At 33.9% G+C, this 16,421-nt stretch carries 16 protein-coding genes; 7 read left to right on the top strand and 9 right to left on the bottom strand.

Annotated elements, in window-relative coordinates:
- Nucleotides 1-31 precede the first annotated feature (31 nt).
- Nucleotides 32-964 carry a hypothetical protein gene (locus FVQ77_15450; protein MBW8051700.1) on the bottom strand — a complete coding sequence of 311 codons (933 nt, stop codon included), beginning with the start codon at nt 962-964 and terminating at the stop codon, nt 32-34.
- Nucleotides 961-2,142 (bottom strand): cobyric acid synthase CobQ, encoded by a 1,182-nt coding sequence (locus FVQ77_15445; GenBank protein ID MBW8051699.1) that lies wholly within the window; start codon nt 2,140-2,142, stop codon nt 961-963. The genes FVQ77_15450 and FVQ77_15445 overlap by 4 nt, the downstream gene beginning before the upstream one ends.
- 741 nt (nt 2,143-2,883) lie before the next feature.
- Between FVQ77_15445 and FVQ77_15440 the strand changes: the two genes are divergently transcribed.
- The 6 genes from FVQ77_15440 (at nt 2,884) to FVQ77_15415 (ending at nt 7,047) form a co-directional block, all read left to right on the top strand.
- Nucleotides 2,884-3,300 (top strand): DUF1801 domain-containing protein, encoded by a 417-nt coding sequence (locus FVQ77_15440; GenBank protein MBW8051698.1) that lies wholly within the window; start codon nt 2,884-2,886, stop codon nt 3,298-3,300.
- 41 nt (nt 3,301-3,341) lie between these two features.
- Nucleotides 3,342-3,563: a DUF2007 domain-containing protein gene (locus FVQ77_15435; protein ID MBW8051697.1), complete on the top strand. Its 222-nt coding sequence runs from the start codon at nt 3,342-3,344 to the stop codon at nt 3,561-3,563.
- Nucleotides 3,550-4,833, top strand: a complete 1,284-nt coding sequence (locus tag FVQ77_15430; protein ID MBW8051696.1) for an O-antigen ligase family protein — start codon at nt 3,550-3,552, stop codon at nt 4,831-4,833. The genes FVQ77_15435 and FVQ77_15430 overlap by 14 nt, the downstream gene beginning before the upstream one ends.
- A gap of 146 nt (nt 4,834-4,979) precedes the next feature.
- Nucleotides 4,980-5,351: a four helix bundle protein gene (locus tag FVQ77_15425; GenBank protein MBW8051695.1), complete on the top strand. Its 372-nt coding sequence runs from the start codon at nt 4,980-4,982 to the stop codon at nt 5,349-5,351.
- Between the two features lie 92 nt (nt 5,352-5,443).
- Nucleotides 5,444-6,187, top strand: a complete 744-nt coding sequence (locus FVQ77_15420) for a glycosyltransferase family 2 protein (protein ID MBW8051694.1) — start codon at nt 5,444-5,446, stop codon at nt 6,185-6,187.
- Entirely contained in the window at nt 6,184-7,047 is an 864-nt protein-coding gene (locus tag FVQ77_15415; GenBank protein ID MBW8051693.1) for a glycosyltransferase, read from the top strand. The genes FVQ77_15420 and FVQ77_15415 overlap by 4 nt, the downstream gene beginning before the upstream one ends.
- A gap of 48 nt (nt 7,048-7,095) precedes the next feature.
- Here FVQ77_15415 and FVQ77_15410 read toward each other — a convergent pair whose 3' ends face one another.
- The 7 genes from FVQ77_15410 to pyrR all read right to left on the bottom strand — a co-directional run bounded on the left by FVQ77_15410 (nt 7,096) and on the right by pyrR (nt 12,394).
- Nucleotides 7,096-7,455: a HigA family addiction module antidote protein gene (locus tag FVQ77_15410; GenBank protein MBW8051692.1), complete on the bottom strand. Its 360-nt coding sequence runs from the start codon at nt 7,453-7,455 to the stop codon at nt 7,096-7,098.
- A 26-nt stretch (nt 7,456-7,481) separates the two neighbouring features.
- Entirely contained in the window at nt 7,482-9,695 is a 2,214-nt protein-coding gene (gene purL, locus FVQ77_15405) for a phosphoribosylformylglycinamidine synthase subunit PurL (GenBank protein ID MBW8051691.1), read from the bottom strand.
- A gap of 152 nt (nt 9,696-9,847) precedes the next feature.
- Nucleotides 9,848-10,048, bottom strand: coding sequence for a type II toxin-antitoxin system HicB family antitoxin (locus FVQ77_15400; GenBank protein ID MBW8051690.1), 201 nt, complete (start codon nt 10,046-10,048; stop codon nt 9,848-9,850).
- A gap of 26 nt (nt 10,049-10,074) precedes the next feature.
- Nucleotides 10,075-10,437: a type II toxin-antitoxin system PemK/MazF family toxin gene (locus tag FVQ77_15395; GenBank protein MBW8051689.1), complete on the bottom strand. Its 363-nt coding sequence runs from the start codon at nt 10,435-10,437 to the stop codon at nt 10,075-10,077.
- Entirely contained in the window at nt 10,424-10,765 is a 342-nt protein-coding gene (locus FVQ77_15390) for a hypothetical protein (GenBank protein MBW8051688.1), read from the bottom strand. Before FVQ77_15390 ends, FVQ77_15395 begins: the two co-directional genes overlap by 14 nt.
- Nucleotides 10,766-10,833: 68 nt before the next feature.
- Entirely contained in the window at nt 10,834-11,802 is a 969-nt protein-coding gene (locus FVQ77_15385) for an aspartate carbamoyltransferase catalytic subunit (GenBank protein MBW8051687.1), read from the bottom strand.
- A gap of 43 nt (nt 11,803-11,845) precedes the next feature.
- The gene (gene pyrR / locus FVQ77_15380; GenBank protein MBW8051686.1) at nt 11,846-12,394 is read right to left on the bottom strand and encodes a bifunctional pyr operon transcriptional regulator/uracil phosphoribosyltransferase PyrR; all 549 of its coding nucleotides are present in this window, start codon (nt 12,392-12,394) and stop codon (nt 11,846-11,848) included.
- Between the two features lie 738 nt (nt 12,395-13,132).
- Here pyrR and FVQ77_15375 point away from each other — a divergent pair.
- Entirely contained in the window at nt 13,133-16,270 is a 3,138-nt protein-coding gene (locus FVQ77_15375) for a metallophosphoesterase (protein MBW8051685.1), read from the top strand.
- The last annotated feature ends 151 nt before the right edge of the window (nt 16,271-16,421 follow it).

The raw sequence follows: 16,421 nt of genomic DNA, 5'->3' as shown, positions 1-16,421 counted from the left end.
CCACATTTTTTGTACATTACTTATAATATTACTATTTTTGAAGTGATTTTACCAACCACCTTTTGTCTATTAGACCAAAAAATTTAATAATCCGATATAAATCTATGTCAATATTATTACAAAATCTTTCAAGTTCACCATAATTTCGTGGTAAACTTGTAAAATATTTATCAATAACCCTACTATCGTTTGCCCATACTATAAGTCCAAATAAAACACGCTCATTAAGTCCATCCTTTCTAAGTACTGAATTTGCTTCCTCAACTATATTGTCATTGATTTTTTTTATCAATGGGGCAGGAATATGTTTATAAACTTTATATACCCATTGCTGTTTTTTATTTTTTACTTTTTCCTTCGCAATGCTTTGTAAGAGTATCGCAAAACCATAACTGGGAATAAATCTTGCATTGTCAGCTACAAGTGGCTTTAGGTCATTATACTTATAAATAAAATAACCGTTATAACCTTCTAACCGTGCAGGGTCAAATTCTTCCGCATCTTCATTTAATATTCCACAGGCAGCTTTGAAAAACCATTCTTCAGATAAGCGAATAATATCTATAATTCTCTTATCAGCATACCATTCATTTAAATTACCCCTTACAAGACATAAAGCAGTGGGCTTATCTTTGTCTCTCTTTACATATAAATGAGAAAGAACATTTATTGGGAAATCTTTTCGGTCAGAATAAACACGGGGAGCAACTACAGGATATAAATTATTATTAATAACTAAAAGTATATCCTCTTTCGGGCGAATATCAATCCCATCAACCGTTCCTCCTACCGGTCTTTGTACAGGTAGCTGTAGTGGTATAGCAATTCTATCTTTATCAAAAGCTAATAATCGTAAAACAGAAAACTTAAATTTCTTCTTTAAAATTTTAATACTTCTTTCTACCTCTGGGTTTAAACCCTCTTTAAAGTCAGAATAATCATTACTATATAACGTTATTTTCATCCAGTTTTTACAACTGTACCAGCAGCACCAGCACCACCGCCAGATACAATGGTAGAACCAATCTTACCTAATGGTGAAAGTGCAAAGCCTTTTTTTGTAATAATAAACTCAATAGGTTTAGGTTTCTTTTCATTAGGTTTAGTGGCAGTATTTAAAAAATTTTTTTCACCTACTTTTTTTATATATTCATCTTTTGCTGGTTGATGTGGCGGATTAGGTTTTTCATCTTTAATCTTAATACTTGATGCAATTACTTTAGCTTCTGGCAACTTATAATCTAAAAACTGTAATGAATAATCCTTTGGTGTTTGATTTTCTTCTTCATCTGTATATGGGGTATCATTAAAAAAGGTCCAAGAACAATGGTGAGGTACCAGAAAAATATCCCATTTCAATGATTCCTCATTATTTTTCTTCTTGCTTTTATTTAAAACTTCTTTCCACCTGTAGTGATCGGCATCGCCCCCAAAAAGAGCACGACAAATAAAATCACTTTTTTCCTTTCCATCCTTATTTTCAAAAAAACGTGCTTGAAAGATTATACTTGTAGAATTTCTATCGGGATTGTCTTTATCAGCTTCTTCTATAATTAATGTCTTTTTAAATGGTGCATGTATGAATACTGAAAAATCTTCTTGTATTTCATTATTAATCTCATCAATTTCATCCCCAGGTATATAGTGGGGAACTTCTTTCCTATCGTCATTATCGTCATGTCCTACAATTCTTAATCTGTTTCCTGCCTTATTCTTTTTGCTATCGTTATTCTGATATAATCTCTTTCTCCTATTTGCTTCATTTTTAATAGGACTTGCTTCATTTGATAAATCATCCCTAAATACTCTTCTTGTTACCCACAATTCATCAATAATTATCTCTTCATTATCTTCATTTTCATCAGAGTAATCATCGGGATCACCTGTGTAAAAATTCTTATCAAATCCTCCACAATGATCTTTATCGGGATGCGTTAAAGCAAAAACATCAATAAATGGTTTATTATTTCGCTTTTGAATGCTATTTAATAAATCTTCTTTCACTTCTTTTGGGTCATCAATCTCATCACTTGAACTCTCACGAATATTACAATCAATAAGAATTGTTTTTTTACTCTTTAATGTTATAAGGCTCATATCCCCATTACCAACTGGGTAATACTTAATTTTATGGTTACTCATTTTTTCATGTTTTATGATTAATAAATTTCGCCCTCGTACAAAAATTGAAGCAAGGCAATATTGCATTCTTATCAATATTTATACCAGTGTTACAAATATCATTTATATCTGCCATTTTTTCATTATTATACCCCTTTATTATATAATTGATACATTCATTATGACAAAATAGCATTTTAGGATAAAATTATTAAATCCCCAAATAGAACTTCTTCTAAAATAATTTTTGTAAAAGATACGGCTGAAGAGCTATTGAATAAATATGAGCAATTATTATTAGATAATGAAAAAAGAAATTTATAAAACATTAGTTTTCTCTAATAAAATAAAAAAAGAATCTATTAAATAAACTGTGTTAAACAAAAAAGGGTTGAAGATAAAGAGCCACCACTTCGCAGTCACATCATTAAGCAAATCGCTCAAAGCCATTCACAAACCAAAATTTGCTTAATCATGTGCATGCCCTTCCGCAAAAACGAAAAAAAAATCAAATAAAAATCTCTCCTCCTTTTTTTAATTTTAAGAGTAACAGATAGAAATTATTTGTTCCGATAACGGACGGAAAAGGCGGGCTACTGTAGGTAACAGCGCATATATTTTATTGCGGTTGACGTAATAACATCAGGTGTTTGTGCTTTTTATTTATCTTTGTGTCGGGAGAAAGGTACGATGAAATAAACCGCAACGTATCATATGCGCGAACCGTTAGGCACATTGGAAGAAATTTAAAAACTATTTATCATGGCTGAATTAAAGACAAAACCAACCAATGAAAGTGTTAATGAATTTATTAATGCTATCTCCAATAAGAAAAAACGAAATGACGCATTTTTAATTCTGGATATTATGAAGAGGGTTACAAAACTAGAACCAAAAATGTGGGGGACATCGATTATTGGATTTGGGGATTATCATTACAAATACGATAGTGGCCATGAAGGTGATGCTGCCCTCTTAGGTTTTTCACCTCGAAAACAAAAACTGGTTTTATATGTCCTGACTAAATTTGAAAAGCAACAGGAATTATTGCTAAATATAGGTAAGCATACCACTGGAAAAGTATGCCTGTATCTCAACAAATTAGAAGACATTAATCTTGAAATACTTGAAAAAATAATAGTCGCTTCGTGGGATCATATTAAAAGTAAAAAGAAATAAACTTGCCCTAACAAAAAATAAAACTTTAATTTTGACTAATTATGGAAAACTCTGATAAACTAATCACAATCGCAACTTTACCCTATAATGATTCACATATCATAAAAGGACTATTAGAAACGGAAGGAATAAAATGCTTTATATTAGATCAAAGCGCTGCAGGATTAGCAGGCCACGATATATTTAATACTGTAAGATTAAATATTAGAGAAAGTGATGCTAAAAAAGCTCAAATAATTATTAATAATTATGAAAACCCTTAAAGGTATTATTTCCCTCCAAAATATAGTCTTTTTTTGCTGTTTGATGATCATTACCGGTTTGTTTTCTATCAAATTCTTCCGTGCATTATCCAGCATAGGTATTATATGCCTGTTCGTTACAGCAATAGCATACGGCGTCACGAGTAACCCGGGAGCGCATAGCGGAAGTCCGTACACCAAACTATTGCGTCCTGCATTAAGTTACCTGTTGCAGCAAAAGGGTTTTCTTTTTTTAACTATCATTTTTTTCCTTCACCTGGTCACTTTTTTCTATACCGACTCTGTTAACTACGGCTATTTTTGGGAAAAAATAACATTAAATCTAACCTTTTTAGTATTGCCATTATCATTTGCCATATTACCTGCCATCAAAAAGCGGCAATATTACCTGCTACTTTATTTCTTCTTCTTATTAATGGCCTTAACATCATTAGGTACCTTTATCAATTATCTTTTCGACTTTACATTCATCAACGAATCATACCTCCGTTCAAAGGTAATGCCCACACCGGTAAACCATGTGCGGTATAGTCTGATGGTAGCCTTTGCAATATTTGTGGGAGTTTTTTTATACTCAGAGAGTAAAGCCCGGAGCGTTGGACGTTATGCGTTATGCACTATGCTCATTACGCTATTCATTTTTCTCCATTTTTTAGCGGTCAGGAGTGGTCTGCTGGCATTTTATGCGCTTGCTTTTTCTTATACTTTATTTTATATCATCAAAAAAAAGGCTAATTGTTTTATCATCTTGTTTATTTTGTTATCTTCCCCAATAATAAGTTATTTTGCCATACCTACTTTTCAAAATAAGTTTCAAAATACCGTCACAGATCTCGCCAAAATTGAAAATAAATCAACTATAAGCGACTATTCAGTATCTTCAAGAATTGTATCTTATAAAGCTGCTTTCGAATTAATAAAAAAGAAACCACTGACAGGCACAGGAATTGGAAACATAAAAAGGGAAATGGCAAAAATATATATAGCAAAGTTCCCATATATAAAAAAACATAGAAGGCTTATGCCGCATAATCAATATTTACGTTATTTGGTTGGCTTTGGTATCATAGGGTTGAGCATATTTTTGTTCAGCTTTTATTACCCATTGATTTACCAGTATAATTATAAAAATCTGATACTGCTTACCCATTACCTGATCATCAGCATTTCATTTTTATTTGAAGGCACGCTGAATACACAGCTTGGATTGAACTTTACACTGATCTTTATTTTAGTACCTTTGAGTAACTTAAAAGAGGGGGAAAGATAGATGTGAATATTGATTCCATTCGCTCTGTTCTAAAAAAGATATGAAATATGGGTTAATTATAATGCCTGTTGCTGGTTTCTGGTCACTGGTCACTGGTTGCTGGTTTCTGGTCACTGGTCACTGGTTGCTGGTTAAAATAAAAGATTATGAGTTATAAGAAACTTGAAATATGGGAAAGGGCAAGAAAAGTCAGTATTGCCATTCACAAAATGACATTGACGGAACTTCCTAAATACGAAATGTACGAAGAAGGAAGCCAAATTCGCAGGTCATCCAAATCGGTTAGGTCTAACATTGTGGAAGGGTATGGGCGGAGAAGATACGTTCAGGAATACATCCGGTTTCTGACTTTTTCCATTGCTTCAAATGATGAGACGATTGACCATTTGGAAACGCTGTTCGAAACAGGTTCATTAAAGAACAGGGAGTTCTACGATGATCTACACGAGCAGTTGGAAATATTGGGTAAAAAGCTCAACCTGTTCATTCAGGCAATACAACGCAGTATGAACAAATAAATGAAACCAGAAACCAGTGACCAGAAACCAGAAACAACATACCATTGAATCATGTATTATTTAGAACATAGCCAATTTCCAATACAATAAAAATGACAAACATTTCTGCAGTAATTATTACATATAATGAAGAACGAAATATCGGGCGATGCCTTGATTCGCTTGAAGGCATTGCTGATGATATTGTTGTTGTAGATTCCTTTTCTACTGATAAAACCGGGAAAATTTGTAAGGCCAAAGGGGTTAGGTTTGTTCAACACAAATTTGAAGGGCATATAGAGCAAAAAAATTATGCCATTATCCAGGCACAATACCCCCATATCCTATCCCTGGATGCCGATGAGGCGCTGTCCGAAAAATTAAAAAAGTTAATTTTAGAAGTAAAAGCAGATTGGCAATATGATGGTTATTATATAAACAGGCTCACAAATTACTGCGGAAAATGGATCCGGCATTGCGGCTGGTATCCGGATAGAAAGCTCCGGCTCTGGGATAGCGCTAAAGGTAGATGGGGGGGCATCAACCCGCATGATAAGTTTGAAATGGTTGAAGGCAGCGTTACATCAAATTTGAAAGGTGACCTGTTACATTACTCATTTTATAGTATCAAAGAGCATATTACACAGGTTAATAAGTTTACAGATATATCTTCGGATGCTTTATTAAAAAAGGGGTTAAAATCAAATTTATTTAAAATCATTTTTAATCCCATCGTGAAATTTATCAGGGATTATTTTTTTAAATTGGGTTTTTTGGATGGATTTTATGGATTGGTAATTTGTACCATTTCAGCACATGCTAAATTCCTGAAATACGTAAAAGCTTATGCTAAATGAAGATCAGTGGTTTTACAATAGTTAGAAATGGCGTTAAATATGACTATCCGTTTATTGAAGCGATTCAGTCTGTTTTGCCTGTTTGTGATGAGTTCATTGTAGTAGTTGGTAATAGTGAAGATGAAACACGTGAAAAGATAGTCAACCTCGATAATTCAAAAATAAAGATAGTTGATACAACCTGGGATGAGAATTTAAGGGAAGAAGGGTTAATTCTTGCTCAGCAGACAAATATTGCCCTTGATCATATATCAGGCGATTGGGGTTTTTATATCCAAGCTGATGAAGTGCTGCATGAAAAATTTCTATCCAAACTAAAGGAGCAAATGGAAAAATATCATCATGAAGAAGATGTTGAAGGGTTGTTATTTGATTATAAACATTTTTACGGTTCCTATAATTATATTGGCGTCTCCAGAAGATGGTACAGAAGAGAGGTGAGAGTTATCAAAAATGACAAAGCCATATATTCTTATAGAGATGCGCAAGGATTTAGAAAAAAAAGGAGAAAATTGAATGTAAAACATATTCCGTGTGAAATATATCATTATGGATGGGTAAAACATCCCAAAACACAGCAGGATAAACAGAGATATTTCCACAAGCTCTGGCATGATGACGAATGGATGAAAAAAAACATTCCTGATGTCAATCAATATGATTATTCTGTGATCGATGCGCTCAGTAGATTTTCCGGTACGCATCCAAAGGTGATGCAGGAAAGAATTGACAAAGCCGATTGGGAATTTCAATACAACATTGATAAGAAGAAATTTAGCGTAGTGGAAAAAATACTTTGGTTAATTGAACAGGGAACAGGATTCAGGCCTTTTGAATATAAGAATTATAAGATCATTTAAGAAATATTTAAAAATGAGACGATTAGAAACTTTCAAATAAGATATGATTTAATTAGATACAATTGCCCTTTGAATGGATTTTCTTTTAGATGCGTTTATATTATTATTGTTGAGCATTTTGCGGTATTTAATGCGTATGGTGTTAATTTCGTAATGAACCTGCAGCCTCATCCAGAATGCTGCATCTATTTTCAATGCCTTTTCTAACCTAATTGCAATATCTGGCGTTATATTTTTTTCCCCTTTAATAATCTGATTTAATACTGATGCAGCAATATCCATTTTTTTTGCAAGTTCTTCAGGTTTAATTTTTCTATACTCAATTTCATCTAATATATCTTCTCCAGGGTGTATTGCTTCTGCAGGAATAATATCTGATGTTAATTTTATCGTATTACGTTTATTCATAGTGTTTTGAGATTTTTAATAAATTTCTAATCAAAATAACCCGGCAGCACATTTTCATACAGCGTTTTCGCTTCTGTGATCGTATGAAAGTTTTCCCCATCAATGATACAGTTTTCAGAGATCACTTTTCCAGGTTTACTGTATGATGTCTTGAATTTACTCAAACAGGATAAAAACTCATCTTCCATTCCGGGCGAAACAGAAACAACAACCCTGCTCTGGCTTTCACCAAACAAAAAAGCATCTTTTCTAATGTTTTCATCAGTAACTATATCAAAACCTAAATTGTTATGCATTGCAGATTCAACCAATGTAATGTAGAGGCCACCATCAGAAACGTCATGCGCAGATTGGATAAGATGATTTTTTATCAGGCCTAACACCGTATTTTGAACCTTATATTCTTCATCCAAATCAAAGTGAGGAGCGGGGGAGGCTACTTCTTTACAATATGAATGAAGATATTCAGAGCAGCAGATACAATTTTGAGATTTTCCCAGCAGGTAAATCAGATCACCGGCTTGTTTAAAATCCATGGTCATTTTTTTTTCTACATTTTCAAGCAAACCAAGCGTCCCGATTACAGGAGTAGGAAATACAGCCCCATTTTCTGACTGGTTGTAAAAGCTTACATTCCCCCCGGTAACGGGCGTCCCGAATTTTTCACACGCTTTTTTCATCCCTTTTATTACACCCGTAAATTGCCAATAGACCTCAGGATTGTATGGGTTACCAAAATTCAGGCAGTTGGTGATAGCAACCGGCTCTCCACCTGAACAAACGATGTTTCGCGCAGCTTCAGCTACCGCTATGGCACAGCCTTTTTCAGGATCTGCCTTCACATACCTTGCATTACAATCAACCGTGATGACGATTGCCTTACCGGTGCCCTTGATCCTGACTACTGCTGCATCAGCCGGGGCGTTTGTGCTTGTATTATTTGTGCCGACCATTGAATCGTACTGCTCGTAAACCCACGCTCTTGAGGCGATGTTTGGGTGCGTTAGTAAGAACTTCGCAACTTTTTTATAGTCAGCAGGTTCTTCAATATCCTCAATTTTGAATTTTTTAAACTCGGTGAAATAATCAGGTTCTTTACAATCACGGTGATAAACCGGGGCTCCTCCACCTAAAACCAGGTCATGCGCAGGAACATCAGCGACTAACCTGCCATCCATAAAATACTTCAGGCGCTTTGAGCCGGTAACAACGCCTATTTGTTCGCAATTCAGGTCCCATTTTTCAAATATTGACCTTATCTTATCTTCTTTTCCTTTTTTGATAACGATCAGCATCCTTTCCTGTGATTCTGAAAGTAATATCTCAAACGGCTTCATATCTGCCTGCCTGACAGGCACTTTATCAAGCCATATTTCCATTCCATGCCCGCCTTTGGCGCTCATTTCAGAAGTGGAGCAGGTAATGCCTGCCGCTCCCATATCCTGGATGCCGATTATGTTACCTGTTTGAATAACTTCAAGTGTTGCTTCCAATAACAGTTTCTCCTGAAACGGGTCGCCAACCTGTACGGCAGGCAGCTTTTCTGAAGACGCTTCAGTAATATCTTCAGAGGCAAATGTGGCTCCGTGAATACCGTCCTTGCCCGTAGCAGATCCGACTATAAAAACCGGGTTTCCAACTCCGTATGAAGTCGCTGATGCAACTTTATTAATTTCAACGATACCGGCAGAAAAAGCATTTACCAATGGATTTGTATCGTAACATTCATCAAAATACAGTTCACCACCTACAGTAGGGATCCCAAAAGCATTGCCGTAATCACCAATACCTTTTACAACACCTCTGACCAGCCATTTGGTTTTTTCATCTTTTATGTTTCCAAAACGCAGTGAATTGAGCTGTGCAACAGGCCTTGCCCCCATGGTGAAAATATCTCTGTTGATGCCGCCTACCCCCGTAGCTGCTCCCTGGTAAGGCTCAATAGCGGAAGGGTGATTGTGTGATTCAATTTTAAAGCTGCAAGCCAGCCCGTCACCGATATCCACAAGCCCGGCATTTTCTTCACCTGCTTTGACGAGCATTCTCGGTGAATCTTTGGGTAATTTTTTGAGCCAGGCAATTGAGTTTTTATAAGAGCAATGTTCTGACCACATTACTGAGAAAATGCTGATCTCCGTGAAGTTTGGGGTTCGGCCTAATATTTTTTTGATCTTATTAAATTCTTCTCCTGAAAGGCCTAGCTTTTGGGCTGTTTTAAGGGTGGGTAATTGATCGCTCACTGATTGTCATTGTTATATGTTTTCCTTGTCTTTGCCGATGATTTTAAGCCATAAAACCATATAACCATAAAACCATCTTAACAATTAAAGAATGAGATAAGGTATTTTACGATTATAATGCACTAAAATTAATTTGTTGCTACACTAGTACCTTAGCCATGATCTGCTACTACATAACGACTCTCTTTATCCTTACTTAACTCCTCAACAGTCTCCATATATGCCTCAATTGCATCTTTAATATTCTCTAAGGCTTCCTTTTCTGTTTGCCCTTGTGACCAACAACCCGGTAAACCGGAAACCCAAATAGCAAAACCTTCATCTGTTCTGTTAAGATTTACTTTGTATTTCATATATGAGTAATTGGCAGAGTAATTTGTTAGTAATATTCAATAACTAATGCAACAGCGCTTGTTACTTCTTTTAGTTTTGAGACAGCTATTTTGCCTATTTTACTAATAAATCTTGATTTATCAACACCCCTTAATTGAAGTGCATCAATTGCAGATGCCTTATCTAAATTATTCTGATTGTCAGGAATAATTTTAACTAACCACGATTTATTAGTAAAGGAATTTTGCCATTGTGTTATAGGAGAAACTAGTTTTATAGGTAAAACTCCTATTGAATCGGAACTAATAACAAGGGCAGGTCTTTTTTTTATTATTTCAAAGCCTTTGCCAGGATTAAAATCTACCAGCCATATTTCTCCTCTACGTATATTTTTCTTATTTGTACTCAATGAAATCTCCAGTTAATAATTCTTTCCATTCATTATTGTTGTTATAAATTGATGCGGCTTTTTTAGATTGGTATTCAAGAATTTTTTTTCGTTTATATAAAGGTAATTTCATTAAATCCATGCTGTTTGATGAATAATTTTTATCAACATTATCCAAATTATATAATCTATTTTTTTCTTCATTTTTTTGTATTACTTTAGTTTTTTTCTTGAAACTCATGAATTTCAAAAAATTTTTAACAAAATTTATCTTCTCATCACTTTTGAAACGTAAAAAGAATACTTCTTCTTTGCTTTTTCTTTTAATATTTACTTCTATAGTATTCATAAGTAGTATTTTTTTCAAAACTAAATATTTTTTGAAAGAAAAACAACATATCATTCGTAAATCGTAAATCAAGAGATCCTCCCTGCCAGCAAATACAATATGGCCATCCGTATAGCCACTCCATTTTCAACCTGGTCTAATATGATAGAATGGTCTGAATCTGCAACATCACTGCTGAGCTCAACTCCTCTGTTGATCGGTCCCGGGTGCATAATAGTGATCTCTTTGTTTAAAGAGTCAAGCAGTTGCTTATTAATTCCATAATAGAGCGCATACTCTCTGAGTGAAGGGAAATACCTGCATGCCGAAGCTCCACCGTAGGCAGGTGTTGTTGTTTGTCTTTCAAGCTGTATGCGCAGTACATTAGCGATCTGGCACCATTGGAGCGCTTTTTTCAGATCTAATTCCACTTTCACACCCAACTGGCTTATATATTTTGGCAGTAATGTATTAGGCCCGCAAACCATTACCTCTGCATCCAATTTCTGCAATGCAAAAATATTTGACAGCGCCACCCTTGAATGTAATATATCACCAATAATTACCACCTTTTTGCCGGCAACTTCACCGTGTTTTTCCCGGATAGAATAGGTGTCAAGCAATGCCTGGGTTGGGTGTTCATGGGTTCCGTCACCTGCATTTATGACCTTTGCGTCAATATGTTTGGCAAGAAAATGGGGTGAACCGGGGCTGGAATGGCGCATAACGATCATATCTACCTTCATTGCCAAAATATTGTTGACCGTATCCAGCAAGGTTTCCCCCTTTTTTACTGAACTTGCCGAGGAGGAAAAGTTGACAATATCTGCTGAAAGACGTTTTTCAGCCAGTTCAAAAGAAATGCGGGTACGGGTTGAACTTTCAAAAAAAATATTGGCTATAGTAATATCCCTGAGTGATGGAACTTTTTTAATAGGCCTGTTAAGAACTTTCTTAAAATTATCAGCAGTTTCAAAAATTAGCTCAATGTCACTTCTTTTCAGGCCTTTTATACCAAGCAGGTGCTTTGTGCTGAGTTTGTGTTTATTATTAGTCATTGGTCATTTAAATCAGTAAGCAGCAGGCCCCGAGTACTCGGGGTCAACTGGCAATTTCTTTTGTAACCAACCAGATACTATCCTCCTTTGCTCCTTGTTCTTTCCACTCTACATGCACGTGTTGTGATTGTATGGTATTTACACTTTTGCCTATATAATTAGGCTCTATAGGAAAATCGCGGCTGTATTTTCTGTTAATAAGAATTAAAAGCTCTACTATCCCAGGCCTTCCGAAGGCCAACATAGCATCTAACGCAGCACGAACGGTACGGCCTGTAAATAAGACATCATCTACCAATATTACCTTCTTATCTTCCAATAAAAAAGGCACATCGGTTGCTTTGGCTTTGATAGGATTATCTCTGCGCCTGAAATCATCTCTGTGAAATGTAGCATCTAAATAACCTGTAAGTACCTCTTTTTGAAAATCCTGAAGCTTTTGTTTAATTCTATCAGCAAGGAATACTCCCCTCGGTTGAAGCCCCAGTATAACCGACCCGGAAAAATCATCATGGTTTTCAATCAGTTGCTGGCACAACCTGCTGATGGTGATATCTAAAAGATCACTGTCTAAGATCAGTCTTTTTTGCATTGACATGAAGCGGAATTTTGGCAAAGGTAGGGAAAAATAGTGTTTTTATTAAAAGCGTTAAGGAATCTTTCTCACATCTCTTGGTTTGAAAAGTATGAAATGTTCGGGGATATGAGATTTTTTTTCTATGTTTGGGGATATTTGCAGACTATTGTTTATAACGGACCGCGGGCATGATTAGTGGCGGAACAAGAATCACGTCCCCGTCCCCGAAACCTAACGATTATTGAAAACACAAAGGTACATATTTTCCCGTCACCCGCCATTAATTATGACCGCTGTTAGCAACTGTAAAAGGAAAATTTCACTCCTTCAGTGTCCACGAAGAGAGGATTGAAAATTAATATTGCACTACTACAATCTTGTATTAGCACTACCTCTTAGAAAAAGTTTTTTTGAGGGTCTTTTTTTTCGGTGGAGCAGGCACATGATTAAACAAATTTGGGATTAAGGTGGGCATGAGCGATTTGTTTAATGATGTGCCTGCAGCAGTGGCTGTATTTCAATTTATATTAAAAGCTATTTAATGAATATGTAAATCGTGTTTTGCGGTGCATGAATTGATGTTTATAAATGATCTTTGCAGTCTTTAAATCGGGTTTTGCATCGGTTAAATTTTATATTGCAATAAGTCGGGATACTCTAGGATATATTAGGTTAAGTTGTGCTAATATTATCGTATATTTGTGCGGCCTTTTTAAAATGAATTTTTACGAGCTATTTCTAAATTGAACTCTTATGATTAGAATAATTCATTTTTCTGATTTTCACCTAAACAAAAAAAATTTAGATGATTGGAATTACTTTATAAAAGATTCGCTCTTTAATGAATTACAAAATATCAATAAAGAAGCTCCTATTGATTTAATTATGCTAACTGGAGACTTAATAAACAGGGGTGGTGAGGATTTTAAATCAATATCAGAAGCATTTAAAGAATTTAAAAAGCATATTATTATTCCTATAACAAATGGTTTGAGCTTACCAATTGAACGCTTCCTAATTATACCAGGAAATCATGATTTAAAAAAAGATGCTGAAACGGAATGGGAAGATATTGGATTAAAAACTTATTTCACAACCCCGGATATTATAAACAGTTTTATAAAAAAAGGAAAAGCTGGAGATTACAGAGGTTTTGAAAGAATGAGAGCATTTAAGGAGTTTGAAAGTAATTTATATAAAGATATTCCAGATTGTCAACTTTCATGTTTTGATTCAAATTTTAAATTGACAATTAATGAAAAAAAAATCGGAGTATCATGTATAAACTCTAGCTGGAGATGTTTTGATAGTAAAAAAGATAATGGATTAATTATTGTGGGGGATATGCAGGTTGCAAATGCACATAATTATATCAAGGATTGTGAAATAAAAATTGCGTTAATTCACCATCCTTACGATTGGATTAGTGAAGTTGAAAGAAATATAATTCATAAACACCTCCATAAAGACTATGATTTAATGTTTATTGGGCATGTTCATGAAGGTGATACAATCGTTCAAACCGATTATGCAAGTTCATTATTTGTAAATGTTGCACCGGGAGCTTTGACAGATATAAGAAAAGATAGCAGAAGATATAGTAACGGATTTACATTAGTAGATTATAAATACGAGGCAAAAACAGTTACATGTACATACAAAAGATATAATCATCCAAATAAAAAATTTGTTCTTAATACTGATTTAGGTGATGAGGGAGTATTGACTTTTGAAATTCCACAACATGGAAGATTAAAACAAATAAAAAGTGCTCAAGAACATTTAAAAGTGATAACTGAAGTTAGGTGCGAGGAAATGAATGAACACTTAATTTCACGAAGTGTAGATTTTGGACCAAAGAACATAAAAGATGGTTTTGTTCTTCCAAATCTTACGCAGAATTTTATTGGAGAAAAACAAGATGAAGTAATTGATGGTAATAGTCTCACACTTCAAGAAGTAACGAACATTGAAAATGACATTCTTTTGTTTGGCACAAAAGAGTGTGGAAAGACAATGTTATTATTCCGATTAATTTATGAGTATATTGAAAGATTTGAATTCAAAAAAGCAGTGCCTGTTTATTTAGATTTTTTGGAAATTGGAAATAGAGAAATTGAAAGTTGCATCAAGAGTTATTTATCCTGTGGATCTGATGACTTAAAAGTGATGTTAGAAAACAGGGATATTGTTCTGCTAGTAGATAATATTCAATGGGATTATAAAGAATTTAGGCATCAATTAAAAAAGCTAAGTGCCTTCTCAGCAAAGTATAAAGAAAAAACGAAAAATAAAAAAATAAAATTGATTGCAACAGGACTTTCGGATATAGCAGGTGTAATTCCATCTAATTTTGACTTACCTAATTTCGATTTTGATATTTATTTCGTTGAAAATCTACACACAAGACAAATAAAAAAATTGATAAGTAAATGGGTACCTGCTAATGATAATGATACAGTTGATATAGATAAAAGATTAGAAAAAATTGTTGACAATTTCAAATCCTTTGCCTTGCCGAGAACAGCCATGTCTGTTAGCTTATTCCTTTGGAGTATGGAAAACAAAGATCGAAAGCCAATAAATAATGCAACTTTACTTGACATTTTTCTTGAAATAGTTTTAGAAAAAATCCATGGGGAAGAATATTACAGAGAAAGATTTGATATAAAGAATAAATTTATGCTTCTGGCTCATATAGCTTCTAAAATGCTTGAAAAAAAGCTTGATAATTATGCCCTTCCATATAGTGAGCTCGTAAAAATTGTTGAGGATTATTTTAAAAAAGAAGTTGGATTTGAATTCGATTCTCAAAAATTTGGATTCGATTCTCAGAAATTGGTCAATTATTTTTTGAACAGACGAATTTTTATAAAATTTCAAAATAGTGTAAAATTTCGCTATTCATGCTTTTTTCATTTTTTCCTTGCCAAAAGAATGGTCTACAATGATGAGTTTAAAGAATATATTTTAAATGAAGATAGATTCCACAATTATGTAACTGAAATTGATTATTATACTGGCTTGGTTCGTAGCAATAAGAAATTACTAAATGAAATCCATCAAAGATTTATTAAAGAATTTGAACCGTATCAAGTTGTTCTTAAAAAGGTCAACATTGACACTCACTTTAATGCAGATAAACCTATAATTAAAAATGTATCAATTGAAAAAATTAAAAGTAGCCGCCCTTCAGAAACTCAACTTGAAAAACAAACTGATAAGTTTTTAGAGCACTTACCAAATCCAGAAACAATTCTTAAAAAGGAACAGCGTAAAACACTTGAATTAATGTTGGTATTAATGGCTAAAATTTTAAGAAATTCGGAAGGTGTTGAGGATTTACAATTAAAGAAAAATACCTATGAAGATATTGTTAAAAATACACTCATTTTTATTCTACTTTACCAATTTGTGATGATAGTGTATTATAAAAAGTTTAAAACATTGCCGCCTAACATTCCTAAAGGATACAATTTAAAATTATTTTTAAGAAATATTCCATTCCATGTTCAACTTGGTATGTCAAATCATCTTGCCTCAATTAAAATTGCTCCAGTTGTTTTAAACAAAATTATTAATGACAATAATGGTAAATCAATAACTGGTACTGATATTGAAAAATTTCTATCAGTTTTTCTTTATTCTGATATTCAAGGACAAGATTATCCTAAGTTTCTACGAAAATTTATTAAAGCAGTAAAGAATAATGCAGTGATGGATTATAGTCTTTATAAATTATGGCATTATTTTATTACTAGGACAAAACCAGGAACATTGAATGAAAAAATTTATCTTGATCTTCTTTCTACATTAAAACTTAAAACCAAAAGTTTACCCAGACGAATGAAAGATGCAATAATTAAGGCATTGATTAAACAAAGAAATTAAGATGGCATTCACCTTTAATTGTTTACATTCACATTAATGATAATTTCTGTATGTTTTTCTCAGACTTTTGCTAAGAGTTTAGTCGCTTTTTAGGACTTTGTTCTTATACCTTTGTTTGTATTTTTTAGCTTGGCCATTTTTTTCGGGGTTA

Source organism: Cytophagales bacterium, assembly GCA_019456305.1.
Classification (GTDB): Bacteria; Bacteroidota; Bacteroidia; order Cytophagales; family VRUD01; genus VRUD01.
Note: the sequence above shows the minus strand (reverse complement) of the source record. Positions and strands in the feature narration are given on the sequence as shown.